The following is a 24,292-nucleotide window of genomic DNA, read 5'->3' as shown; positions in this document are numbered from 1 at the left end:
ATTATTGATCTCCTTTATCTTTGGTTTGGCTTACTTGTATTTTCGCTTCGCCCATTTTTGAGTTAATCACTGTTTTTATAATCATAGCGATAACAACCAATGCTACTGTGATTACGCCAATCATTAACCAAACGTTTATACTTGTTGAATGAATTAAGTGGAGCCACAAATACAGTCCTGTTAGCGTAATAAAGAGCGTTGGGATGGTGAGCACAATCCCAATTTTGAAATAACTTCCCCACGTGATTTTTACATCCTTACGGGACAGTACGTGCAACCACAAAAGTGTTGCGAGAGATCCGATCGGTGTGATTTTTGGACCCAAGTCACTGCCGATAATATTGGCATAAATCAGCGATTCCCGGATGACACCTTGCGTATTGGTTCCATCGATAGCAAGCGCATCAATCATCACTGTAGGCATATTGTTCATAACCGAAGACAATATCGCAGCTAGAAAGCCCATACCAAGTGTGGAGATGTAGAGACCCTTGTCGGCGATAACTTGGATGACCTTCCCAAGTTCATCTGTCAATCCCACATTTCGTAGTCCGTAAACGACGACGTACATACCGATTGAGAAAATCACTACTGCCCATGGGGCCCCTTTGATGAGCTTCCATGTTTGAATAGCGTGACTACGTCGTGCAGCTAAAATAAACAAGATTGCAATAACCCCAGCGATAACAGACACCGGAACTTGAATGAACTCGCTCATCAAGTACGCAACCAGTAGCACGGCTAAGATCACCCAGGATATTTGGAACATTTTCTTGTCCTTGATCGCTTCAGCTGGCTTTTTGAGATGACTGACTTCATAGTTGCTTGGAATACTCTTTCTAAAGAACAAGAATAAGACCAGAAGACTCGCTAATATTGAAAAGAAATTGGGAACAATCATACGACTTGCATACTCCACAAAGCCAATACCAAAGTAATCGGCAGAAACAATATTGACGAGGTTGCTAACCACGAGCGGAAGTGAAGTTGTATCTGCAATAAAACCACTTGCGATAATAAAAGGTAAAATCATCTTTTGATCAAATTTGAGCGCTCTGACCATCGCAAGCACGATAGGCGTTAGAATCAGTGCGGCGCCGTCATTTGCAAAGAAAGCTGCAACCCCTGCCCCAAGCAGCACAACATAAACGAACATCAGCTTGCCATTACCTCTTGCGAGCCTTGCCATGTGTAGAGCAGCCCATTCAAAAAATCCGATTTCATCTAAAATCAGCGAAATTAATATAATGGCTACGAAAGCAAGCGTGGCGTTCCATACGATTCCTGTGACCGTACCTACATCGGATAGACTGACGACTCCAAAAAGAAGAGCAAGGACAGCTCCAGCTGACGCTGACCATCCAATATTAAGCCCCTTAGGTTGCCAAATCACAAAAGTCAGTGTAAGTAAAAAGATTAAAATCGCGATGATGGTCATGCTTCCTCCTGAGGACCGCAGCAGTTTTTCAATCCTGTTATTTTATCTTTCATGGATGGCAGAAACGGATACACACACTGAACATATGCTTCTGCATCTGGATTAAGAGAGTAGTACACCCACTGCCCTCTTTTCTTTTCATTAAGTAGACCGGCTGCCTTTAGTTTTCGAAGATGCTGACTGGCGTTTGGTTGAGACATGCCAATAATGTCTGTGATATCACATACACAAAGTTCCTGTTCTTTAAGTAATGCAACGATGGTCAACCGTGTTTTATCAGCCAATAACTTATACGCCTCAGCCATCTCCTGAATTTTTTGTTCCAAATGTACACCCCCTGTGATTATTATAATCGGCTTCATTTAATGATATAATCATATAATAAAACACTTATATAAGCAATTACGAATATAAGTGTTTTTAATACACCAAATAAGTCGGCAAAAAAGATTGCCGACTTTACTCTCGAGCTAAAATTCACATTTTGACTTAATAAATAATGACCGTCTGTCATCTTAACTATATCTTTCATTTGATACTCAACAATTCCACCTTGATTTAATAATTCATCATACTGATATACCTCTTTTTGCAAGCGATTGTACAACTTTTTTGGCGTCATTCCCAGAACCTCGAATCGTCGCAGACGCAAATGAGGTCTGCCACGGTATACCTACGAAATGGATACTTTCATCAATTTGTTTTAAAGGTACACCTGATGAATCAAGAACGTTCAATCCACTAAGATATTCGAAGTTCGGAATATAACCTGTGGCAAAAAGAACGACATCCACATCTTCACGAGTCTCATCTGCCCACACTATCCCATGTTCCGTAAAAACTTTAAACATCGGTTTGGTATCTGGCTTACCTTGATCGATAGCATTTTGATATATACCTGTATCAAGGACAGCGTCACTGCTTTTCTGCAATATTCGTTTGCCCCAATTGGATTGATCAAGCCTAAGTATGGTTAGCCAAAAGTGAATATCTTTCCCCGCAATGACCTGCGGCTTGAATTTGATCGGGCTTCTGGATGCGATCGTTACATGAGCCGTTCTCGCAAGTTCAACCGCTATTTGGATCGCCGAATTTCCGCCTCCAACAACAATGATCCGTTTGTTTTTAAACTCTTTCTCATTTCGGTAGTCCTTGGCATGAAGCATTTCCCCCTTAAATTCATGCATGCCAGGAATGTCTGGAATATGAGGATTTACGAATGCCCCGCTTGCACAAATGATGGACCGTGTATGAAACTGTTCTCCGCTTGAGGTAAGGACTGTGTAGATATTACTATTCTTATCCACTTTGATTACTTCTTGCCCTGAGTGTATTGGAAAATTGTATGTAGCCGCATAAGACTTTAAGTATTGAACAACCTCATCTCTACGTGGATAAACATTTGCACCGCCTGGAAATGGGAGTCCTGGTAATGAGGAATACGATGCAGGTGAGAACAACGTTAAGCTATCATAGTAATTTGCCCATGATCCTAATTGCTCTTCACTCTTTTCCAGTAAGATAAAGTTCCGTTTAGCTTCTTGTAAGTAATAGGCCGCTGCCAAACCGGATTGACCACCACCAATAACGATGCTATCATAAATCATATTTTTCAATTTTCTCCCTCCTTTTATAAAAAGCTACTGCATCACGATTCGGATGCAATAGCTCTGAATTCTTGATTTATCCGCAGCAAGAATCTGATCCTGCCTTTTCCGTTTTTGAAGTAGAGCAGCAATTTGTAGTGGCTTTCTCTACCTGAACTGGTTCACAGCAGCTGTCCGTGCTACTGGCACCTAGACTGCAAACACCGGTCTCCGGCAGTTCCAGTTCTACTTTTTGAGCTGACTCCATATCTCCCATTAAAGCCGATACAATGGACCTGACTTGCTCATATCCCGTTGCCATTAGGAAGGTTGGCGCTCTTCCATAACTTTTGGCACCCACGATATAAAAATCCTTTTCAGGTTGACGCAGTTCTTTTTCGCCATGTGGTCGAACTGTACCGCAGCTGTGGACATTGGGATCAATCAATGGTGCCAGCTCATAAACACAGTCTAAGCTTGGGTCCGTTAATACCCGTACTTCTCGCACTGTCGATAAGTCAGGGCGAGAACCTGTGTTACCTACAATTTCATCGATGTGATCAATAACCACTTTTTCATCTTTAATGGTTCCGGAAACCTGAATCTGTTCACCTTGTTTTTTAAGTTCTTCAATATGGAATCCTGTCAGGACCCTTACGGTACCGGATTCAACTACTTTTTGAATCCGAGTACCCAGTTCACCTCTTGCTTGAAGCCCATCTAGTTCTCGTCCGCCATAAACATCCTCAATATTTGCCTTGCGAATAGCCCAAACGATTTCAGTTCCCGATTCCTCTTTTTGAAGCTGGGCAAGTTCAAGCAACGTGTTGATCGCAGAGTGTCCGCTTCCTACAACAAGCACTTTCTTGCCGCTATAACGATTTCTCTCTTTTCCTAATACTGCAGGAATACCATATGAAATTTGATTATTAAGCGCTTTTTCCTCTTCTGAAAATATACCGTCTGAACGAAGCGGGTTCGGGTTGGACCATGTCCCAGAAGCATCGATAACAGCCCGCGCTTCATAAATAAACGAAGATCCGTTTTGTTCAACATGGATGACAAACGGTAGTTTCTCACGCCCACTTGTTTTCACTTTGCTTAACCCTTTGCGACTGATCGCAGTAACTTTCGCATTCAAATGTACATTTGGACTTAATTCAGGTAGCGCAGCCAAAGGTTTTAGATAATGCTCAACAATTTCCTTACCCGTTGGGATCTTTTCGTTTTGTGGAGCAACCCAATTCGCCGATAGCAGTAACTCTTTAGCAGCTTTATCGATGTTATATTGCCATGGCGAGAACAGTCGTACATGTTCCCATTTTCTAATGTTTGCCCCCACTTCATCTCCAGCTTCAAACAACATAAACGGCTCACCTTTTGAAATGAGTTGTGCCGCTGCCGCAAGACCAACAGGTCCAGCTCCAATGATTGCAACAGGTATGTTGCCCTTCTCTTGTACTGGTGCTTCGCAGCAGCTCACTTGGTTCACAGGGATATGTTTAACCATATTAATTTCCTCCTCATAATTACTTGCAATTTGCAAATATTAAATTAAATAAATGGGATACATTTTATCCCAATGGTGTACAGCATACGCTGGATTTCGCCATACTTTCGTTGAGCAGTTTGACGGCGTTGATGACCATATCCCGTTCAAACTCAGACATATGCGAAAAGACTTCTTTTAAATAATCATTCATCTGTTCATCAATAACTGTAGCAACAAACTTACCTTGTGTAGTCAAGGATAATATGTAAATCCGTCGATCTTCAGGTAAGGGCGTTTTTTGAACCAAACCCAACTTTACGAGACTTTGAACCTGGCGGCTAAACGTCGTGATGTCTATGGAGAGTGCATCTGCCACTTGCTGAATGGATGGATTATGCTTACGATCAATTTCATAAATGATATGACTCTGAACAAGTGAAATATCTATTCCTCCTGCGGTGCAACAGTTTTTATCCAACAATCCAAAACGCCGTGTCATGATCTGAAACATCTCTCTTACGTTGTTTTCCAATTACCTCACCTCTTGTTATAGTTATACTCTAATTATTTGCAAAATACAAATGTTTTTCGAATTTCTCTTTCCCCCTTCCCATTTCAAACTACATTGTGATATATAAACATATACAAAAATAAAACGAAGGAGTGATCAACATGGTAATTCTGCGGCAAGCTGCCGAAGTGGATCTAGGAAGCATTCTGACTATTTATAACCAAGGTATTGAAGACCGCATTGCCACGCTAGAAATTGAGTTAAAAGACGAATTATATATGAACGAATGGTTTAATACACACAAAGGACGCTACATCGTACTCGTCGCTGAAGTGAACAAGAGCGTTATTGGATGGGCGTCCATTAATGTATATAATCCTAGAAGCGCGTATGATGGTGTCGGTGACCTCTCAATCTATATTCATCGGAATCATCGCGGCAAGGGGATCGGCCGACAGTTGCTTCAGAAATTAGAGGAAATCGGTAAACAGAATAACTTTTATAAGTTTGTTCTTTTTACCTTTCCATTTAATACGCTAGGTCAGAGCTTATATCAAAGAAGCGGATACCGAGAGGTAGGTGTATTCCAGAGCCAAGGCGTTCTGGAAGGGAAATTTGTAGATGTGATGGCAATGGAAAAAATATTATAAGCATTGATCGGTGTCTTTATTGTTTAATGACCAGTCACAATAGGTATTTTAATCTACCCCGTTTCACGGCAGAATAGCAAAGGATCGAACCGGGAAGCCGGAGGCTTTCTCCGCCTTGGGTACAATATTGAAGATGACCGCGCCTTTAGCTGGCACCTGATCCAGATTCGTTAACAGCTCAACCTGGTATGTATCCTGAGCAAGCACATAATATTCTGCCAGGAGCGCCCCATTCTTCTGATAATCTACGGCTGAATCCGTGTCAAAGGTTTCGTGCCCAATGGCCTTTATTTTTCGTTCCTCAAATAAGAACATAAGTGCACTCACCGACCATCCAGGTGCATGACTGTTGCCCTCATCATCCTTGTTATCAAATGCTTCATGACTCGGCCAACGTTTGCTCCAATCCGTACGTAAAGCTACGAAGCTTCCTGCTTCAATCATGCCATGTTCTCTTTCAAATTCATGAATATGCTCTACATCCAGTGTAAAATCCGGGTTATTCGCCACTTCGGCTGACTGGTCAATGACGATAAGCGGGAGCACAAGCTCCTTCAAACCTAGTTCATCCAGATAACGGGTATCCCGAACAAAGTGAATCGGCGCATCAAGATGTGTACCGTATTGACCGGGGAACTTGAAGCTCTGAGCAAAGAAACCTTGATCGTGATTAAACAGCGTATCAAATTGGGCTTCTTCAAAAGCTGAGAAATGTGGGGATTTCGGTCCAAATGTATGGGTCAGATCCACCCACTTCTTTTCTTTTAACAATTGAATGGCTTGAATGAGTTCGTTGGACATCCGTATCACCTCATGCACAGAATGGAATAAATTTCTCCTATTATATCCTATTGCACCAGAAAATAAATGATAGATTAATCTCTGAGGTGAAATTAATGTCTAAGCTGGATAATATGTTGGCCATCCTATGGCTGCTTAACTCAGGCCGAAAAATTACAGCCCATCAAATATCTGAAAAATTAGAAATGAATATACGAACCGTTTACCGTTATATGGATGTACTTTGCGCCAGTGGTGTACCGATAATATCTGACACGGGTCATCATGGCGGGTATACTCTCTTGAATCAATTCATTAAAAGTCCTCTTCTTTTGGATGTAGGAGAGAAAACGACATTACTTCATGCTGCCATTTTCGCCAAAGAAGCTGGGTATTTTTTAGGAGAGGCATTAGATAGCGCAACTTCAAAGCTTATGATGCACTCCAATCAAGAACAGGAGAATATGATTAAGCAACAATTTGAAGGGGTTGAAGTGATCGGTTCCCTTGGGAAGCCAAGAATAGAGCCCAGTACTGAGATCATATTAAAGACATTAGAGCAAAGTGTACTCCAAAAGTCGTCTGTAGAAATCGATTACCTAACCAGTCATGAAGAGCAATCCAAGTGTAGAATTGTGGACCCCTATGGAATAATCTATTGGAATCATCATTGGTATGTTATAGCCTTTTGTCATTTTCGGACTGACATTCGCAGTTTTAGAGTGGATCGAATCATTTGTGCCAACCAGACAGAAATGATGTTCAACCGACCACCTCATTTTTCGGCAAGTGAATTTTTCAGAGGCAGCCTCCTTCCGGAAGCACAAAATCCGACATCATTTATTCCTCTGGTGCTTACAGGTAAATCAAGCACACTGGATGGCCTATGCCTGCATTGGTTTTTGGGACACCATCTCCAAGAACGGACTGCTGAAAAAGCAACATTCTCACTCGACAAAGAAGACATGCTTCAATATGTTCCTATCTTGCTTTTACCCTATGGCAGATCTGTTCAGGTCATTGAACCTATAAGTTTGAAGCAAAGAATGGTTGAAGTTCTGCATGATCTCATTGATCATTATCAAGTTTGAAAACTTTACTGACGGTAAATGTCAGTGAAGTTTTTTTATAATACAAGAGTAATCCAATCAATCATGAATAACAAAAGGGGTGTGTATGATGCATAAGAAGAACATATATCTTTATGTATTTAATACGATGTCAGACTGGGAGGTAGGTTATTTAACTGCTGAACTGAACTCGGGAAGATATTTTAAGAAAGATATTGAGCCTTTACAGGTTGTAACCGTAGGTGTAGACCAACATCCGGTAACTACCATGGGCGGATTGAACATCCTTCCCCATATTTCGATAGATGAATGTACGTTGAAAGGTAACGACGTTATCATTCTTCCGGGAGGAAATACCTGGATGGACACCATCCATGATCCCCTATTAAAAAAAGTTACTGACGCTATAGAAAAAGGTACGGTTGTTGCGGCCATTTGTGGTGCCACAGTTAGACTCGCAAAGATGGGGTTACTGGACTCCATACAGCATACAAGCAATGATCTGCAATACCTGAAGATGATATGTCCAGATTATACCGGAGAAACGTATTATCAAACGGAGCCAGCAGTAACCGATGGAAACGTAGTTACTGCATCTGGAATAGCTCCGTTAGAATTTACGATGCATGTACTGAAGAAGCTGGATGTCTTCACACCAGAAACTTTACAGGCCTGGTACAATCTGAATCGGACTCAAGAGTCCACATACTTCTATGAGTTAATGAACTCTATTGCACCTGAATAACGAGTTTCCCACGCGTATGATGGGTTTCGCTTTTCTCATGCGCTTCCCTTACTCCCTGCTCAGTTAACGGGTAGGTTCCGTCAATAACCGATTTGAGTTTGCCATCCGCAGCCAGTTCAGCCAACTGATCCAGTTGATCCCCTTTGGGCTCCATCATGAAGACATTGGCCGTCACTCCAGCTTCCTTGGCAAGCTTCTCATCCGGTTGTTCCACCAAGGATACCAGATGTCCGCCGGATTTCAACACCTTGAAGCTGTCACGCTGAATATCACCACCCATGGTGTCCAGTACAACATCATAACCGGAGAGAATTTCCGAGAAATCTTCTTTTTTATAGTTGATAAAATGATCCACACCCAGCGATCGAAGTAACGCTTCGTTTGAATCACTGGCCGTAGAAGCCACTTCAGCGCCGAGGGACTTGGCAATCTGAATGGCATATGTTCCCACACCACCTGACCCAGCATGGATGAGTACCTTCTGCCCTTTGCCTAGACGTCCATGATCCACAAGAGCTTGCCAAGCCGTCATCGCAGCCAGCGGGATCGCTGCCGCTTCTTCGAAGCTTAAATTCTCCGGTATACGGGCAATAATGTCTGCTTCAACTGCAACATATTCTGCATAGGTTCCGAATTCGCGCGGACGTGCAAATACCCGGTCACCTTCTCTGAACCGCGTGACATTCGAGCCTACTTCAGCCACAGTACCCGCAACATCTCCGCCCAGAATCAACGGAAAATTATCCGCTGCTTCTTTCATATAGCCTTGCCTAATCTTAAAATCCACCGGATTGACCGACGTGGCATGCGTTCGGATCAGCACCTGATTCACTCCACATGCTGGCTTGGCTACTTCTTGTTCCTTCAATTGTTCTGCTCCACCAAATTCCTCAATCACAATTGCTTTCATTAGAGATCCCAGCCTTTCCATTGGATTATCTTTATGCTCTCTCTCCCTTCATTACCCTTTCCCCGCGCTCACTTGACCTATTCATTCAAAAAATCACAGCAATCAAGGGATTCACTATCCAGTTCAACAATCATGATATAATGTCGATTGTCGATTATCGATTATGTTAGTCCTTAATCCAATACTTGAACAAGTGAGGTAACAATATGGAAGTTGAAGTAAGTACATTACATGCATTTTCGGACAAGGCTCTTGGCGGAAACCCCGCAGGTGTTGTTTTACAAGCAGCGCATTTGTCTGAATCCCAGATGCAGGAGATTGCCAGACAAGTCGGTTTTTCAGAAACTGCATTTGTTATGCCATCGGAACAGGCTGATTTCAAAGTACGTTTCTTCACTCCAAGTGATGAAGTTGATCTCTGCGGGCATGCCACAATTGCTTTATTTTATCTAATGAGAACACAACATCTCGTTGATGTTGGTACATATACACTGGAGACACTCGCCGGAATTCTTAAAGTTGTTATTGAAGTCAATGGAGAAGTCTATCTGGCACAGACATTGCCGGAGTTTGGGGAGATCGTGGATCGTCAGCAGATTGCCGATTCATTACGTATTTCTACGGAGGATTTACATTCCGAACTTCCTGTACAGATTGTGTCTACCGGGCTACCCGATATCATGATAGCTGTTAAAGATGTTGATGTTCTGACCAAAATTGATCCTGACTTCCAGCGTATCACGCAAATAAGCAAGGCTCATCATGCCATAGGTTATCACGTGTTTACACTCGAATCAGATGTTATGGACGTTCTGACCGAATGTCGTAATTTTGCACCACTATATGATATACCGGAAGAAAGTGCAACGGGTACCTCCAATGGTGCCATGCTCTGTTATTTACACCATTACAACCACCTTACATACCCTCATCATCACACGTATACGATCAGACAAGGGTATACCATGAACCGCCCCTCTGAAATCCGAGCCAGATTAACTTTGGACAGCTCCAATGAAATTATACAGATTCAGGTTGGCGGTCGTGCAATTCATATCAAAAACATTCAAATTCACCTCCCTTAATGGGAGGTGTTTTCTATATTAAAGATATAAGAACTATGTATTTTTGAAGCCATATCATGACCTTATATCATTGAATTATTGAATCTCTTGTAAAAATCGTAACACCGCTACCTCCAGCTGCTTCAGTCCTGGCTGTTCGATAGGAAAATGACCTGCACCCTCCATAATGATGCATTCCTTATCTACCACCAAACGATCAAAAAAAGGTTGGCTGAACCTGATCGGTGTCACGGGGTCCAATTCGGGGTGAACCAACAGGACCGGACACTGGCTGAACTGTTCCGGGCTTACTCCCGCTAGAGCAGCTTTGACACCGTTATAATTGAGCTGGATCGGATTAAGTGCAGTAATTTTCATGTCCGAAGGGATGGGATCAAGCAACAGCGCACCTCCCGAGTAACCTGAGCCCGTATACGTCGCATAACCCTGATATGTATCATTCCACGCGGCAGATGCAGGTAGAGCAAATAATACGAGACTGAGCAAAATCCCTGTACTGGCCCATTTTAACCGCTGAAATCTACTTTTCTTGTTCATGAGCTATTCCCCCTCTACATTCTCGTGTAAATGGTACGTTCAACTGCTAGAATCAAATATAACATTATTTTACATAATAACTTTTTACTTTCAATCCATTTCTGCCAAATCACATCCAAAGTTCTGCCTCTGAATTTGAACATTCACGACCACGCACAAGATATGGATACATACGATAAATTGGTTAGTTAAGCATGATTTCAAGCCGATATTCGGTCCATTTCTGTTAATAAAAAAACGCCACACCACGGAGTGATTTCTCACTCCAACCGTGTGACGCTTATTAGGCCTTGCGGTCAGAATTCTCTGACTGTCCAAGGACAGCTACATCGCCTCATCCTGTCTCCCTTCGTTTCACCCGCTTCCTTAGTCGCTCATACTGTGCGTAGATCCGCGGAGATTCTTTCGTTAGGATAGGCCCCAGCACAGCCAGAATTAACACATACAATACGGCAAACGATTGAATGGATACCATCAGCCCTCCGGCCTTGCCGATGTTCGCCATGATAATGGAGAATTCGCCCCGGGAGACCAGGGTAAAGCCCACATTCAAGGAGGCCTTAGGACTCATTCCAGCCAATCTGCCAGCGATCATGCCTGCACCATAGTTACTGGCGATCGTCAGAATAACGGCAATGATCGTCATGCCAATTGCTCCGCCAAGTGAAGACGGCTCGATGGTCAGACCAAAACTGAAGAAGAAAATGGCACCAAAAAAATCTTTGAAAGGCATGATCTGGTGCTCAATCCGACTGACATGTCTTGATTCGCCCAGCACAAGACCCATCATCAATGCTCCAATGGCTTCTGCTACATGCAATGTTTCCGAGAAACCAGCTACCAGGAAGAGCAGTGTCATGACGGTAAGCAGGAACAACTCTGATGACTTGATATTCAGTGCCTTATCAATATATTTGATGCTTTTCCTGCCAATAATCAGGAACAGCACAATAAACAGCAGGGCAGACAGGGATACCAGCAGAACACTTAAGAATGAAGTTGCCCCGCTGAGCACAAGCCCGGTCAGGATGGAGATATGAATCGCGATGAACAAGTCATCGAACATGATCATGCCCATAATAATCTCTGTTTCGGGGTTTGCCGTGCGTTTCAGATCAACGAGCACTTTGGCTACAATGGCTGTAGAAGAGCTCGTCATGATCCCGCAGACAACGAGAGTCTCCTGAAGGGGCAGATCCATGAACCACCCCAGCAGTAATCCAGAGACAAAATTAAGCCCTACATAGAACATGCCTCCGGTCAGAATGGCTTTACCAGACTTTAATAGACGGGAGACAGAGAACTCCAGACCCAGGTAAAATAGCAAAAACAAAATGCCAAGCCTGCCCATAAATTCAATAAAGGTCGAACTTTCAATAAAACGCAAATCCACTATGCCGATCTGTGGTGCATGTGGTCCAACAGCCATACCAATCAGAATATAGAAAGGAATGACTGAAAATCGTAATCGTGAAGATATCAGCCCAGTAAGTGTAATCAGCGCAACGGCAATTCCCACTTCGAATATGAGCATATCCATAGGCTAAGTCCGTCCATCAGTCAACAATTGTTTGAGGTGTTTAATCTGATTCCGTTCACCGGCAACGACAACTGTAGCTCCCGCGGTAAAAGCATAATCCGGACCAGGATTAAAATGTTTCTCCTTCTCCTTGGTCACCACAGCAAGAATAACAGCGCCCGTAGCCTGACGGATATCCAGTTCACCAATCGTCATGCCTACGCTTGATGCGTGAGGTTCAATTCGTAGCCATTCGATTAACAACCCTTCAAGCATGACTTCACGCTCATCCTGAAACTTCGGTTTATAGGTCATACCCCCAACGATGGCGGCTACCGCCCGGGCTTCATCATCGTCAAGGGTGACAAGAGATACCATATCCCCCATCTCTTCAGGTGTATCCCCTGACTCCATATGGAACAGGTCACGCCTTTCGTCATTATGAATCACAATGACCAAGTGCTCACCACTACGGGTATGCAGCCAGTATTTACGTCCAATCCCTGGTAAGTCTGTCTCTTTAAAGTGCATGATCTGCACCTCCCAAGGCCGACTCGTTTAAGGTTTCGCCCCGCAGCTCAATGCCTGTGATGCGTATTCTCATGGAACCTGATGGTGTATGGACAGACCTAACTTCCCCTTTGCGGCCAAGCAGCAATTGACTCCCCACTGGAGAGAGGAAGGAAATGCGACCCTCATCCGGATCCGTATCTTCTGGCATGACAATCATGAATGAATCTGACGTATGAAAATCGATATATTCGAAATCAATATGACTGCCGATCAATACAGCCGAGTCCAGATCTTCATCAGGGCCCAATAGCAGTTTTTCCACATATTCCGTATAGGCCAGCAGTTGTTTTTCCATTTGTATTCGCTCTGGATCACGCACGTCGAAATAGGCGTCGAGAAATGTTCTTTTCTCTTCACCGAATGTAAATAGCTGGATCACCAGCTTCTCTCTGCAATTATGGCGGGAAGTCCTATGGTTCATAATAGATTTCACCCCCTATACAAGCCTTGTTCTCCATGTTGATTGGCATGTTTCTCTTCATCATCTTGTTGTCCTCCTTCTGATTGTTAAAAGGCCTCGGGATACGAGACCTTCTTACCATCTTACCAAAACTAATATTTTAATCCAGTATATTCGTCTAACTTGCTTTTATATTATCATTTGTGGTCATATCTTCCATTTAATAACTTCATTCTTCACATCATGTGGTAGATCCATAGAACATTTTAATTACTGCATAAAAAACATTTTATGAATTTATATCTCGTATTTTTATTTGCTTTACTGTATATTTAACTACAAACTTTTATTCAATTTATGCAAATAGGTATTTAAAGACTTTAACACGATAAAGGAGTGCATCGAAAAAGTGTCCACGATAACAAAAGAAACTACAGAGTCCGTTCAAGTTACTGCCGCAGAATATGTTCATTCCGTCTATGAGTCGGTTGTCGCCAGAAATCCGCATGAAGACGAGTTCCATCAAGCTGTCAAAGAAATTCTGGATTCCCTTATTCCAGTTATTGAAGCACACCCGAAATATCGGAACCATAGTCTGCTGGAACAGCTTGTCGAGCCCGAACGTGTAATCACATTCCGTGTCCCATGGGTAGATGATCAGGGCAAAGTTCAGGTTAACCGTGGATTCCGGGTGCAATTCAACAGTGCCATTGGTCCTTACAAAGGCGGACTTCGCTTCCACCCTTCTGTATACTCGGGCATTATTAAGTTCCTCGGCTTCGAACAGATCTTCAAAAATGCCTTGACCGGTCTGCCTATCGGCGGTGGTAAAGGTGGTTCTGACTTCGATCCGAAAGGAAAATCGGATCTGGAAGTTATGCGTTTCACGCAAAGCTTCATGACAGAGCTGTACAAATATATCGGCTCAGATACCGATGTACCGGCAGGTGACATTGGTGTAGGCGCAAGGGAAATCGGTTACATGTTCGGCCAATACAAACGTATCCACGGTGGGCATGAAGCAGGCGTATTGACAGGTAAAGGTCTGCTGTACGGAGGAAGCTTGGCACGTAAGGAAGCCACTGGCTTCGGATGTGTGTACTTCGTGAAGGAGATGCTGCAATCCAAAGACCTCAGCTTCCAAGACAGCACAGTCGTAGTCTCTGGGTCTGGTAATGTATCCATCTATGCTATTCAAAAAGCCCAGGAGCTTGGAGCCAAAGTCGTGGCATGCAGTGACTCAGGTGGCTACATATACGATCCACAAGGTATCAACCTGGATACCGTGAAACGTCTGAAAGAGGTTGATCGTCTTCGCATCAGCGAATACATCAAAGAACATCCGCATGCTACATATACCGAAGGCTGTGAAGGAATCTGGTCTATTCCTTGTGATATCGCTCTTCCGTGTGCGACGCAAAATGAGATCGATGAAGAAGCTGCTGCCCTTCTGGTTAAAGGTGGCGTGAAAGCCATTGGCGAAGGCGCAAATATGCCTTCCACCCTGGCTGCCATTGATGTCTTCCACGGCGCGGGCGTACTATTTGGTCCAGCCAAAGCGGCTAATGCTGGTGGTGTAGCCGTGTCTGCTCTTGAAATGTCACAGAACAGCATGCGGTTGTCCTGGTCATTTGAAGAAGTAGACGCCAAGCTTCATGACATTATGAAGAACATCTACAACAGCTGTGTGGAAGCTGCTGAAGAGTATGGCTGTGAAGGCAACCTCGTAGCCGGAGCGAATATCGCCGGTTTCCTCAAGGTCGCTGATTCCATGATCGCTCAAGGTGTAGTTTAATTTTTGATTCTCCACGATTAAAAGGCGTTCCCATCTTATTTGGGTAAACGCCTTTTTTTCATTGTCTCTAATTGCTCTAATCGCAGGGCAATGGTAAAGTGGTACAGACGTAATTCCATTTATTTGTACTCGTATAAGGAAGTGTTTACATTGTCTAACCAACCATTTGTCAGTACTGCGAGTCCTCATCTGAGTGCAGACTGCGAGCAATGTTTTGGCCTGTGCTGTGTTGCCTTGCCCTATGGCAAGTCATCTGATTTTGCTTTTGAAAAGGCCAGCGGCACACCCTGTCCCAATCTGCGCACGGACAATCGCTGCGGTATCCATACCCAGCTTCGGCAGAAAGGGTTCAAAGGCTGTACGGTATATGACTGTTTCGGAGCTGGACAGAAGCTGTCTCAAGTAACTTACGCGGGCAAGGATTGGCGTGATCATCCGGAGTCTGCAAAGGAGATGTTTGATTGTCTGCCTGCCTTGCGACAAATTCACGAGTTGCTCAGTTATATGAAGGAAATGATGATGAGACCGGAGACATCATCCCTTCACTCGGCATTCGGTGAGTTATATGAGGAGATCGAGCGCTTGAGCAATCTGGAGCCTGCGGCCCTCCTGCGTCTGGACATCGTTCATTATCGGTCCTCGGTGAATCAACTCTTGGTTCAGGCCAGTGAAATGATACGTGCGAATGTGCCAGCCGCCGCTCATGGACAAGGGAAGTCGAAGAAGAATAAAAAACGTACCGGAAGTGACTTTTTTGGTGCCAACTTAAAAGGGGCTGATCTGCGGGGCGCAAGCTTCCGAGGGGCTTTAATGATCGCAGCCAACCTCCAACATGCAGATATACGAAATGCCGATTGGATTGGTGCGGACTTGCGGGATACGGATCTATGCGGTGCAGACCTGAGAGGTGGCATCTTCCTCACGCAATCGCAGATTAATGCAGCCAAAGGTAATGTGAATACCAAGTTACCTGATCATCTCAACATTCCCTCACATTGGGTGTAGCACAAAACAAAAAAACAGCTCGTCCTATACATCCAGGGACGAGCTGTTTGTTATTGAAACTACAGAAATGAAGCAGAATTATAACAAGTCGCGGCGAAGATCTTCAGCCGATTTCGGGGACAAGTGACCGAGCGGAATATCAAATACCGTTTTCGCTCCCTTATGTCCTTCCACGCTCAAACGTTGTGCGGCTCTCGCATACGCTACAAGTACACTCGCTGTAAATTCAGGATTGCTGTCGAGTTTCAGACCGAATTCAATAATTTGCTTTTGACCGGCACCTGTAACACCACTGCGAATTACAAATCCACCATGCGGCATACCTTCATGCTCGGATTTTAATTCTTCTTCAGTAATGAACGTTACAGTAGTATCGTAATCCGCAAAGTAGTTAGGCATCGATACAATCGTCTCACGGATCTCATCCTGATTGGCGCCATCTTCAGCTACCACATAACATTGACGCAGATGTTTCTCACGTGTAGACAGCTCTGGTGTCTCCCCTGCACGAATACGGTTGATAACCTCTTCCACAGGTACAGTATACTGTACACCCGCCTTAACACCTGGAACACGACGAATAGCATCCGAGTGACCTTGGCTAACACCTTTGCCCCAGAACGTATACTCTTTTCCTTCTGGCAGGATGGACTGTGCAAGCAGACGGTTCATGGAGAACAAGCCTGGGTCCCAACCTGTGGAAATGACGCTTACATGACCGCCTTGCTCTGCCGCAGCATTCACTTCCTTGTAAAATTCAGGAATCTTGGCATGTGTATCGAAGCTGTCTACTGTATTGAACAACTTGGCGATGGCTGGTGTTTGCTCCGGAAGGTCCGTTGCCGAGCCACCACACAGGATCATAACATCGATCTTGCCTATGTATTGCTCCGCTGCAGAGATATGCTCAAAGCGAACTTCTGTGCTTTCAGCGACCATCTGCTCCGGATTACGACGTGTAAACACAGCAATCAGTTCAAGATCCTCATTCTGGGAAATGGCTTTCTCTACCCCTTTACCCAAGTTACCGTAACCAACAATACCCACTCTAATCATGTTCAATCCTCTCCTGTCTTCTTCTATAGTTGTCTATTAATCTATTATAATGATATAACATACCATGTAACCTGTCAGGTTTCCAGTTCGAAATAAAAATACCTTGCAGCGGTGCAGCAATAATGCGGCTCCGCATGCAAGGTATTTTGACTTTGATTCGTTATTATAGGAGGAAAGAAAGCAGAAGAGGACAATAGTCTTATACTCCTTATGATTCGGACCAAGTCAATGTCAGTTCAATGACGCCTTCCTGTGAGGCCAGTGCCCCTCCAATTAAGGACCAGACATCCTGCGTTTCCGGGTCGGTTCCCTGAATAATAATATTTTTGTCATCAATCGTCTGACCTGCATCCGTCAACTTTTTGGCATCGAAGTAGTCTTTGTACAACTTGGATACGGTCTTCATATCTTGTTCCGTGGTGAAAATCACCATGGCCGATTGCTTGCCTTCATCCTCACCGGAATTGGCTAAACGAATGGTTGCATCTTCCGGCAGGGGAAAGTCACTTGGCAAATTTCCTGGCAACTCATTCGTTCCAGCAACGGCCTCCTCACCGCTGTCTGAATCCGATTCGGCTGGCTCAGTTGTCCCCTCCGTCTCGGTCGTTCCACTTGTTGTTGCTTCGCTCACTCCTTCATTGGTCACTTGTTCACCCGTTCCGGAGGAAACTTCGCTGTCCACCTTCTCTGCGTCACCTGTCGGTTCATCTGCTGCGCTGCTGCAAGCACTCAAGGCCACCATCATCGCCAGAACTGCACAGGCCAATACATAATTCTTTTTCTTCACCATCCATACCACTCCTTCTTCTTCGTTGTTTATGTTAATCACGCTCAAACGACTGGATCACAGACACCGCATGAACGTTATTCTTGACCCATATCACAGATACAGATAATACACTTAAAGACAATAGACAACTGGCTACGAGAATGGAGAGGAACCGGGTAATCACTCTAAACTTTCTCATCCATCCCTCCTCCTCATCCTGTTCATCATGTGTTTGTGGGATCATCTTACTCATAAGTCACTGGACGTTGTCACTAATTTCATAATTTCGGCGGCAACAATATCCGGCTGACTTCTGTGGATACCGTGTTTCGCGTGTGGAACCGTCAGCTGTGTGCCGTGTGTTGACCATGAAGCAAAACCCGCTTGATCGGCCTGCCATGCCTGACTGTCCTCATCCGATTTCTCTGAACCCGCTGTCAGGATCGCCAGTGGAAAATCGAACTTTGTTTTGTTCTCAAGCACACACGCTGCATTGATTCTGGAATTCCGAATCTCTTCCATGACATTGTCATTGTACGCATGTCTGAGCGTGGATATCGTGACGGCCTTTTTCATCGGTTCCGTTACCAGTTTGGGGTCGATGACCAGAGACGCCATCATGTGATCCGACTGCAGCAATGTTCGTGCAATGCCTGTTTTCACCAGAAAACGGGACCAATCCATCATCCATTCTGGTGTATTCAGGTCTGTACGACTGTAATACTCCGGGCTTCCGCCATCAATCATGACCATGCCAGCCACCTCATCAGGATACCTTTGCGCAAACCGGAGTGTCTCCAAGGAACCCAGAGAGTGACCTACCATGATGTAAGGTGGACGTTGTCCGGATGTTCGCAGCAATTGGTGGATCTCTTCCGTGATGGTATCTACATCACGATGTTCATTCGTATAGTCGCTGTACCCGTACCCAAACCGATCGTATACCGCAATTTTCACCTTGGATTTCAACTTGTCATACAGCGGACTGAAATCCACGTACGGATTGGGTGTACCCCACCCTGAAGCAAAAACCACCGTAACTTCTCCTCTGCCAGCGGTGTAGAGATGCATGTTGCGACCGCTCACTTCATAATACTTGCCTGGCGGGGGATAAGACTTCATATCCTGCGTGGATTGATACGCTTCATATGCTGTACCTGCCAGCAGTATAAGTCCTGTGGCAAACATCATGCCTCCCAGTACCTTTAACCCTCTCCGTAACCCCTTCTTCATCTTCTCTACCCCTTATTCCCAAGGTTCATCTATATATGTATGTTTCAATCGTACCCAAGAAATAGCGGGATTGAAACAATCCCGAGTCCAGTCCTTTCCCCAACCAAAGTCCAGTTTCAATCCCCTACCCTTACGCCAAAAAAACTGCAAGTCTCCCATTCAGGAAACTTGCAGCTCATCTATACTTGTATTCTAAGTTTCTTAGCTCAATCCATCTCACGCCGATCCTTACCTATAGTTGCAATGTAAGACCCACCGGGCAATGATCACTGCCCATCACATGGCAGTCGATATGTGCATCCGCCACCTTGGGTGCCAATTGATTGGATACGAGAAAATAATCAATGCGCCAGCCCACGTTCCGTTCTCTGACTTTCGGCATATAAGACCACCAACTGTATACATCCGTACGATCCGGATACAGATGGCGGAAGCTGTCCACATACCCGGAAGCCAGCAAATCGGTCATCTTGCCACGCTCTTCCAGGGTAAAGCCGGAATTGCCCAGATTGGGCTTCGGATTCTTCAGATCGATCTCCTGATGAGCCACATTCAGGTCACCGCAGACGATAACCGGTTTGATCTGCTCCAGTTGCAGAATATAACCCCGGAATCGGTCCTCCCATTCCAGACGGTAGGGCAGCCGGGTGAGATCCCGCTTGGCATTTGGTGTATACACATTCACCAGATAAAACTCATCGTACTCCAGCGTAATCATCCGGCCTTCTGGCTCGCTGTCCTCTTCCATTCCGTAACGAACGGATATCGGCTTGATTCGGCTAAATACAGCCGTACCGGAATAACCTTTTTTGATTGCATAATTCCAATATTGATAAACGTCTTCCCCCAGGTCCATCTCAATCTGTCCGGCTTGTAATTTGGTCTCCTGAAGGCAGAAAATATCCGCCTGACTCTCCTGATAATAATCCATAAATCCTTTGGTCACACATGCCCTTAAACCATTCACATTCCAGGACACCAGCTTCATATCCTCATCTCCTCACATCTCTCCAATATAGCACGGGCTCATTCAGAGGGACAAGCCTCACGGCTCTGGAATGAGATGGAGTCATTGGAATCCTTGTGGGCTATCTTGCCTATATTTCGCTTCGTAACTTGGAGAACACCGCAAGGTCAATATATCTGCCTTTCTCGAACTCATGCTGCCGAAGCAAACCTTCCTTCTGAAAACCAAGCTTGTGTAGCAGGCGAATTGATGCCTCGTTCTCCGGTTCAACCTTAGCTTCGATCTTATTGAGTTGCATATGCGTGAATCCAAAATGTAACACGACATGGGCTACTTCCGTCATCACACCCCGGCCCCAGAAAGAGGAACACAAGTCGTATCCAATCTCTGCACGATTATGTACATCTTCATAGTTCAGGAACCCACAGGTTCCAATCACTTTACGAGTTTCACGGTCTTCAATCATCCAACGTAAGCCCGTGTGTTCCTTAAAAATCTTCATATACCATTTCATCTCACCCTGTGCATCCTCCAAGGATTCAAAAGGAGTAAATGGCATATATTGAACCACAGCTTCATCCGAATATAACGCGAGCAGATCATGGCTGTCCCCAGCCTCTGCCGACCGGAGGATGAATCGTTCTGTCTGAATTAATGGAAATAGATCAAAACTGAATTGCTCACTCATGCTTGGTCTCCTTTGCAACATCCATTGTAGAAGTCCATTTTACTATTAATATGTTCTATTCACATCTCTCTCTTCTCTATAAGCTGTTCTATTGACTATTAAAAGAGGGGAGACTACATTATGCTTTAGAAGATTAACATGGGAAATAGACTAGGAGGCGGAACCATGACCACATCATCATATGACATTATTATTGCAGGAGCCGGCTCCATGGGCATGAGTGCAGGTTATTATCTATCGCGCAGTGGATGCAAAGTTTTACTAATAGATGCCTTCGACCCTCCGCATACGGAAGGAAGCCATCACGGAGATACGAGACTGATGCGACATGTGTACAGTGGTGGGCCTGACTATATCGCTATGGCATTGCTTGCGCAGAAGTTATGGCATGAGCTGGAGGAAACGACTGGCGATCCACTGTTTGTTCCATCTGGTGTACTGAATGTGGTTGATCCGGAGATTCATTCCTTCCACAACCGGTTGAGCCATGCAGATGATGCAGGCATTCGTTATGAAACATTGCATGCAGCCGAGGTGATGAAACGCTGGCCAGGGATTACCGTACCTGAACATTACGAGGGCATGTATGAGCCTGATGCAGGTTATTTATATAGTGAACCCTGTATTCGTGCCTTTCGCAAGGCAGCCGAGTCTCATGGTGCAACCTTGTTAACTCATACTCGCGTAGAACATATTGAATGCGGACCACATTCCGTTGCAGTTCAAACTTCGAGTGGTGAGACATACCATGCAAATCACATCATCCTAAGCGCTGGTGCCTGGTTCCAGACGTTGAAGCCCTTCGTGGATCTCCCGATTCAGGCTGTACGTAAAACGGTTGGATGGTTTGATGCACCTGAAGCTTTGTATGGCGAAGCACACTTCCCCGGTTTTACACTGGCAGGAAAAGAAGGTACATATTATGGATTCCCAAGCATTGGCGGATCAGGACTGAAGATGGGGCGTCATGATATAGGTCAGGTGTGGACACCTGGAAGTACAATGGCTGCTTTTGGTACGGAAGAGTCGGATGAGGGTGATCTGCGCAGGCTGCTCGAACTTCATATGCCTCAGGCAGCTGGAGAATTGAAACGGGGTAGTGTGTGCAAGTATGAATTCACTTCGGATGAAGATTTTATTATCGACCGACACCCTGCTCATGACCATGTGTGGCTGGCCGGCGGTTTCTCCGGTCATGGCTTCAAGTTCGCAAGTGCCATTGGGCAAATATTATCCGATTTGGTGCAAACGGGGCACACGGATCAGGACATCAGCAGGTTCGCCCTATCCCGCTTTCGTTAAATACAAGTCAGGTGAATGAACATATATATATGTTTAAAATAGCTACTTTCCTGGAGGATACAGTGTTACTTAGGACACTGCACCTCCAAGAAAGAAGGATACATAAGAACGTTATTTCATGACCACAAGTCTAATTCACTTTGACGAGTCTCCATTGCTGATTGGCTCCGCCATTGTCGGCCCACTGAATGGTAGAGGCACCCGCGGTCAGAGACCCTTGATTGATATCCACCGTCAGGCCGCTGTTACGATTCGCAAGTACCACATATCCTCCCACATCAATGGGCAGCCATTGCTGATTGTTGCCCCCATTATCCTGCCACTGAATCAGAGCGGCTCCACCTTGTGTGGAACTCGAATTCACGTCTAACAAAAGTCCACTGCCTACATTACGGATGTTGTAATATCCGTTACCAGCCGACTCCAGCTTCCATTGCTGGTTGGCTGCTCCATTATCATTCCACTGAATGATCGTTGCCCCACCCGTAGTAGAAGCACCGTTTACATCAAGTGCAAGTCCGCTGTTGCGGTTGATTAGTTTGTAGATGGCGCCGGCTTCATATCCTGTACCCCCATTATAAGATGCACCAGAAATGACATAAGTTGTGACCGAGTTAGCCTTGGCCGTAGCGGTAAAGGTTTTGTTTTGCACCGAAATGTTCGTCAGCTGCTGCAACTTCTCCGTTGAAGAAGTCCGATAGACTTGGGCAGACGTGCCTGTGTTCGTAAAACGACTGAGATCATAGGTTACTGTTGTATCCGTTGATTCCGAATTGGTTGTAACCAATACAACTTTGCCGGAAGCTGCATCATAAGCCGCAAGGGTGTTGGCATCACTCATGCCAATAATCTTGTATCCAGGACGAATAAATTTGCTGTAATTGCCCATGACATAATATTTTTGGTTCACGGTGTAGCTGGTCGTTTGTGTATTGTTCAACACATTCTTGAAGAATCCCCATCCGTCGGCACTATCCACGGCTTGCCAATATACCCATGCACTTGCGCCCATATTGCGAATATCCTTGAGGATGGTACGTGACATCGCAAGTCCACTTGCATCCCCATCGCCATATTCCGAGGTCCACAGATGTTTGCCCGCAGAAGTCGCTGTGTTGCGCAAAGCCGTACGATTGCTTCCACCATACGTATGGGTATTGATTTGAGTAATCGCTGATTTAACCGCATTGCTGTAGCTGTTGAACGACACATTGGTATCATCGATACTGTATTCTTCCGGTGCGCTCAGCTTCGTGGACAGGCCCTTCGCATTCAAAGAAGCTTGTAGCTGACTCAGAATGGTATTCTGATCCGCCCGGTCAAAGTGCATGCCCTCCTGGTCGTTGCCCTGCTTCCACCACGTCGAGATCGGTTCATTCAGTGGAGTTACACTATCAAATGTGATCCCCCAGTTATCCCGAAAATGCTTCACAACCTCGGTTAAGTAATCGGCAAAATCATCATAGTAATCGGGCTTGAGGTTGTTCCCACCACTCGCCGAACCGGACACATTACCACTGATCGTCATCCAATAAGGTGCGGAATTGGCAAAAGCTTCGATGATATTTACGCCTTGCGCTTTGGCAGCTTGCAGCATATATCGTTGGTTTGCATCTGCATTCCAGTCATACACGCCGGGAGAAGGCTGATAACCAGGAACGGCTTTGCGATATTCAAGGACATTGGATGATGGATTATCCCCGCCTCCAATGTTATACCGCAGGATGTTCAGCCCCAGTCCGGTATTCACGTTGAACATTTTCTCTACATACTCATCCCGATTGGAATATTCTCCAACCACTTTGCCCCACCACGCGAGGGATGTTCCCCATCCTTCCATCGTCTGATATTGCTTCGATGGATCGGCAACAGCCGTGTAAGCTCCAGCAGCAGACACTTCTGTACCCAGTCCCAAACTGCCTGTTAGCAGACTTCCTGCCAGCAGCAGCGAGCTCATTCGTTTTAACCATTTCATCCGTTTCACTCCTTGTGATTTACACTTGCACTCCGATGTCAGAACAACTTTCCGATCGCTGTTATCCCCAGATTTTTAATTATTCTTTAAAGGGAAAATCCGGGGATAGCGTATGCTTCCGATGCAGCTTTCTTTCAGAAAGCTTTTAAGCGCACGCTTCGCTTCTTCAAGTTATTTCTGACCTCTCCGTTATCGTGTAAATGTAT

At 44.9% G+C, this 24,292-nt stretch carries 24 protein-coding genes and 1 pseudogene; 7 read left to right on the top strand and 18 right to left on the bottom strand.

Annotated features, from left to right (window positions below):
* Position 1: 1 nt before the first annotated feature.
* The 5 genes from MKY73_RS06505 to MKY73_RS06485 all read right to left on the bottom strand — a co-directional run bounded on the left by MKY73_RS06505 (position 2) and on the right by MKY73_RS06485 (position 5,027).
* Positions 2–1,438, bottom strand: a complete 1,437-nt coding sequence (locus tag MKY73_RS06505; RefSeq protein ID WP_339306338.1) for an arsenic transporter — start codon at positions 1,436–1,438, stop codon at positions 2–4.
* Positions 1,435–1,743 (bottom strand): metalloregulator ArsR/SmtB family transcription factor, encoded by a 309-nt coding sequence (locus MKY73_RS06500; protein WP_339308514.1) that lies wholly within the window; start codon positions 1,741–1,743, stop codon positions 1,435–1,437. Before MKY73_RS06500 ends, MKY73_RS06505 begins: the two co-directional genes overlap by 4 nt.
* 264 nt (positions 1,744–2,007) lie before the next feature.
* Positions 2,008–3,045, bottom strand: a complete 1,038-nt coding sequence (locus MKY73_RS06495; RefSeq protein ID WP_339308511.1) for an NAD(P)/FAD-dependent oxidoreductase — start codon at positions 3,043–3,045, stop codon at positions 2,008–2,010.
* Positions 3,046–3,121: 76 nt separating this feature from the next.
* Positions 3,122–4,534, bottom strand: coding sequence for an NAD(P)-binding domain-containing protein (locus tag MKY73_RS06490; protein WP_339306336.1), 1,413 nt, complete (start codon positions 4,532–4,534; stop codon positions 3,122–3,124).
* 64 nt (positions 4,535–4,598) lie between these two features.
* Positions 4,599–5,027: a MarR family transcriptional regulator gene (locus MKY73_RS06485; RefSeq protein WP_339308509.1), complete on the bottom strand. Its 429-nt coding sequence runs from the start codon at positions 5,025–5,027 to the stop codon at positions 4,599–4,601.
* Positions 5,028–5,182: 155 nt separating this feature from the next.
* On the opposite strand from MKY73_RS06485, the gene MKY73_RS06480 reads away from it, so the two are divergent.
* On the top strand, positions 5,183–5,677 hold the full coding sequence (locus MKY73_RS06480; protein WP_339308508.1) for an arsinothricin resistance N-acetyltransferase ArsN1 family A: 495 nt from the start codon (positions 5,183–5,185) through the stop codon (positions 5,675–5,677).
* 63 nt (positions 5,678–5,740) lie between these two features.
* On the opposite strand, the gene MKY73_RS06475 is transcribed toward MKY73_RS06480, so the two are convergent.
* Positions 5,741–6,478, bottom strand: coding sequence for a cyclase family protein (locus MKY73_RS06475; RefSeq protein ID WP_339236548.1), 738 nt, complete (start codon positions 6,476–6,478; stop codon positions 5,741–5,743).
* 95 nt (positions 6,479–6,573) lie between these two features.
* Between MKY73_RS06475 and MKY73_RS06470 the strand changes: the two genes are divergently transcribed.
* Together MKY73_RS06470 and MKY73_RS06465 are read left to right on the top strand one after the other, a co-directional pair.
* Positions 6,574–7,548: a YafY family protein gene (locus MKY73_RS06470; RefSeq protein ID WP_339306335.1), complete on the top strand. Its 975-nt coding sequence runs from the start codon at positions 6,574–6,576 to the stop codon at positions 7,546–7,548.
* 88 nt (positions 7,549–7,636) lie between these two features.
* The gene (locus MKY73_RS06465) at positions 7,637–8,272 is read left to right on the top strand and encodes a type 1 glutamine amidotransferase family protein (RefSeq protein WP_339308507.1); all 636 of its coding nucleotides are present in this window, start codon (positions 7,637–7,639) and stop codon (positions 8,270–8,272) included.
* On the opposite strand, the gene MKY73_RS06460 is transcribed toward MKY73_RS06465, so the two are convergent.
* On the bottom strand, positions 8,256–9,182 hold the full coding sequence (locus MKY73_RS06460; RefSeq protein ID WP_339306333.1) for an NADP-dependent oxidoreductase: 927 nt from the start codon (positions 9,180–9,182) through the stop codon (positions 8,256–8,258). The two genes, MKY73_RS06465 and MKY73_RS06460, sit on opposite strands and share 17 nt — an antisense overlap.
* Before the next feature lie 206 nt (positions 9,183–9,388).
* On the opposite strand from MKY73_RS06460, the gene MKY73_RS06455 reads away from it, so the two are divergent.
* The gene (locus tag MKY73_RS06455; protein ID WP_339306332.1) at positions 9,389–10,267 is read left to right on the top strand and encodes a PhzF family phenazine biosynthesis protein; all 879 of its coding nucleotides are present in this window, start codon (positions 9,389–9,391) and stop codon (positions 10,265–10,267) included.
* A 291-nt stretch (positions 10,268–10,558) separates the two neighbouring features.
* Here MKY73_RS06455 and MKY73_RS06450 read toward each other — a convergent pair.
* The 4 genes and pseudogenes from MKY73_RS06450 to MKY73_RS06435 form a co-directional block, all read right to left on the bottom strand.
* Positions 10,559–10,804, bottom strand: a pseudogene (locus MKY73_RS06450) (Expansin-YoaJ); the annotation flags it as partial.
* Positions 10,805–11,138: 334 nt separating this feature from the next.
* On the bottom strand, positions 11,139–12,344 hold the full coding sequence (locus MKY73_RS06445; protein WP_339236562.1) for a cation:proton antiporter: 1,206 nt from the start codon (positions 12,342–12,344) through the stop codon (positions 11,139–11,141).
* A gap of 3 nt (positions 12,345–12,347) precedes the next feature.
* The gene (locus MKY73_RS06440) at positions 12,348–12,854 is read right to left on the bottom strand and encodes a cation:proton antiporter regulatory subunit (protein ID WP_339256707.1); all 507 of its coding nucleotides are present in this window, start codon (positions 12,852–12,854) and stop codon (positions 12,348–12,350) included.
* The gene (locus MKY73_RS06435; RefSeq protein WP_339306330.1) at positions 12,844–13,317 is read right to left on the bottom strand and encodes a GreA/GreB family elongation factor; all 474 of its coding nucleotides are present in this window, start codon (positions 13,315–13,317) and stop codon (positions 12,844–12,846) included. The genes MKY73_RS06440 and MKY73_RS06435 overlap by 11 nt, the downstream gene beginning before the upstream one ends.
* Before the next feature lie 388 nt (positions 13,318–13,705).
* Here MKY73_RS06435 and gdhA point away from each other — a divergent pair, with 388 nt between their 5' ends.
* Positions 13,706–15,091: an NADP-specific glutamate dehydrogenase gene (gene gdhA / locus MKY73_RS06430; protein WP_339236569.1), complete on the top strand. Its 1,386-nt coding sequence runs from the start codon at positions 13,706–13,708 to the stop codon at positions 15,089–15,091.
* Positions 15,092–15,241: 150 nt separating this feature from the next.
* Positions 15,242–16,096 carry a pentapeptide repeat-containing protein gene (locus MKY73_RS06425; protein WP_339306328.1) on the top strand — a complete coding sequence of 285 codons (855 nt, stop codon included), beginning with the start codon at positions 15,242–15,244 and terminating at the stop codon, positions 16,094–16,096.
* Positions 16,097–16,174: 78 nt separating this feature from the next.
* Here the strand turns inward: MKY73_RS06425 and MKY73_RS06420 are convergent, their stop codons facing one another.
* The 6 genes from MKY73_RS06420 to MKY73_RS06395 form a co-directional block, all read right to left on the bottom strand.
* Positions 16,175–17,158 carry a diaminopimelate dehydrogenase gene (locus MKY73_RS06420; RefSeq protein WP_133385759.1) on the bottom strand — a complete coding sequence of 328 codons (984 nt, stop codon included), beginning with the start codon at positions 17,156–17,158 and terminating at the stop codon, positions 16,175–16,177.
* Positions 17,159–17,360: 202 nt separating this feature from the next.
* Entirely contained in the window at positions 17,361–17,942 is a 582-nt protein-coding gene (locus MKY73_RS06415) for a hypothetical protein (protein ID WP_339306326.1), read from the bottom strand.
* Between the two features lie 31 nt (positions 17,943–17,973).
* Entirely contained in the window at positions 17,974–18,120 is a 147-nt protein-coding gene (locus tag MKY73_RS06410) for a hypothetical protein (RefSeq protein WP_339306324.1), read from the bottom strand.
* A gap of 50 nt (positions 18,121–18,170) precedes the next feature.
* Positions 18,171–19,154, bottom strand: a complete 984-nt coding sequence (locus MKY73_RS06405) for an alpha/beta hydrolase (RefSeq protein ID WP_339306322.1) — start codon at positions 19,152–19,154, stop codon at positions 18,171–18,173.
* A gap of 232 nt (positions 19,155–19,386) precedes the next feature.
* Positions 19,387–20,142, bottom strand: a complete 756-nt coding sequence (locus tag MKY73_RS06400) for an exodeoxyribonuclease III (protein ID WP_339236583.1) — start codon at positions 20,140–20,142, stop codon at positions 19,387–19,389.
* 109 nt (positions 20,143–20,251) lie between these two features.
* Entirely contained in the window at positions 20,252–20,809 is a 558-nt protein-coding gene (locus MKY73_RS06395; protein WP_339306320.1) for a GNAT family protein, read from the bottom strand.
* A 165-nt stretch (positions 20,810–20,974) separates the two neighbouring features.
* On the opposite strand from MKY73_RS06395, the gene solA reads away from it, so the two are divergent.
* On the top strand, positions 20,975–22,111 hold the full coding sequence (solA, locus tag MKY73_RS06390; RefSeq protein WP_339306318.1) for an N-methyl-L-tryptophan oxidase: 1,137 nt from the start codon (positions 20,975–20,977) through the stop codon (positions 22,109–22,111).
* A gap of 130 nt (positions 22,112–22,241) precedes the next feature.
* Here the strand turns inward: solA and MKY73_RS06385 are convergent, their stop codons facing one another.
* Positions 22,242–24,086 carry an RICIN domain-containing protein gene (locus tag MKY73_RS06385; RefSeq protein WP_339306317.1) on the bottom strand — a complete coding sequence of 615 codons (1,845 nt, stop codon included), beginning with the start codon at positions 24,084–24,086 and terminating at the stop codon, positions 22,242–22,244.
* Positions 24,087–24,292 lie beyond the last annotated feature (206 nt).

Source organism: Paenibacillus sp. FSL R5-0519 (assembly GCF_037974275.1).
Classification (GTDB): domain Bacteria; phylum Bacillota; class Bacilli; order Paenibacillales; family Paenibacillaceae; genus Paenibacillus.
This window is presented reverse-complemented; position numbering and strand designations above follow the sequence as displayed.

Coding starts and splice junctions, on each gene's coding strand:
- MKY73_RS06410 (WP_339306324.1), bottom strand. CDS start 18,120: ATGAGAAAGTTTAGAGTGATTACCCGGTTCCTCTCCATTCTCGTAGCC.
- MKY73_RS06400 (WP_339236583.1), bottom strand. CDS start 20,142: ATGAAGCTGGTGTCCTGGAATGTGAATGGTTTAAGGGCATGTGTGACC.
- solA (WP_339306318.1), top strand. CDS start 20,975: ATGACCACATCATCATATGACATTATTATTGCAGGAGCCGGCTCCATG.
- MKY73_RS06470 (WP_339306335.1), top strand. CDS start 6,574: ATGTCTAAGCTGGATAATATGTTGGCCATCCTATGGCTGCTTAACTCA.
- MKY73_RS06485 (WP_339308509.1), bottom strand. CDS start 5,027: ATGTTTCAGATCATGACACGGCGTTTTGGATTGTTGGATAAAAACTGT.
- MKY73_RS06440 (WP_339256707.1), bottom strand. CDS start 12,854: ATGCACTTTAAAGAGACAGACTTACCAGGGATTGGACGTAAATACTGG.
- MKY73_RS06455 (WP_339306332.1), top strand. CDS start 9,389: ATGGAAGTTGAAGTAAGTACATTACATGCATTTTCGGACAAGGCTCTT.
- MKY73_RS06505 (WP_339306338.1), bottom strand. CDS start 1,438: ATGACCATCATCGCGATTTTAATCTTTTTACTTACACTGACTTTTGTG.
- MKY73_RS06465 (WP_339308507.1), top strand. CDS start 7,637: ATGCATAAGAAGAACATATATCTTTATGTATTTAATACGATGTCAGAC.
- MKY73_RS06415 (WP_339306326.1), bottom strand. CDS start 17,942: ATGGTGAAGAAAAAGAATTATGTATTGGCCTGTGCAGTTCTGGCGATG.
- MKY73_RS06475 (WP_339236548.1), bottom strand. CDS start 6,478: ATGTCCAACGAACTCATTCAAGCCATTCAATTGTTAAAAGAAAAGAAG.
- MKY73_RS06405 (WP_339306322.1), bottom strand. CDS start 19,154: ATGAAGAAGGGGTTACGGAGAGGGTTAAAGGTACTGGGAGGCATGATG.
- MKY73_RS06500 (WP_339308514.1), bottom strand. CDS start 1,743: ATGGCTGAGGCGTATAAGTTATTGGCTGATAAAACACGGTTGACCATC.
- MKY73_RS06395 (WP_339306320.1), bottom strand. CDS start 20,809: ATGAGTGAGCAATTCAGTTTTGATCTATTTCCATTAATTCAGACAGAA.
- MKY73_RS06460 (WP_339306333.1), bottom strand. CDS start 9,182: ATGAAAGCAATTGTGATTGAGGAATTTGGTGGAGCAGAACAATTGAAG.
- MKY73_RS06435 (WP_339306330.1), bottom strand. CDS start 13,317: ATGAACCATAGGACTTCCCGCCATAATTGCAGAGAGAAGCTGGTGATC.
- MKY73_RS06385 (WP_339306317.1), bottom strand. CDS start 24,086: ATGAAATGGTTAAAACGAATGAGCTCGCTGCTGCTGGCAGGAAGTCTG.
- MKY73_RS06495 (WP_339308511.1), bottom strand. CDS start 3,045: ATGATTTATGATAGCATCGTTATTGGTGGTGGTCAATCCGGTTTGGCA.
- MKY73_RS06445 (WP_339236562.1), bottom strand. CDS start 12,344: ATGGATATGCTCATATTCGAAGTGGGAATTGCCGTTGCGCTGATTACA.
- MKY73_RS06490 (WP_339306336.1), bottom strand. CDS start 4,534: ATGGTTAAACATATCCCTGTGAACCAAGTGAGCTGCTGCGAAGCACCA.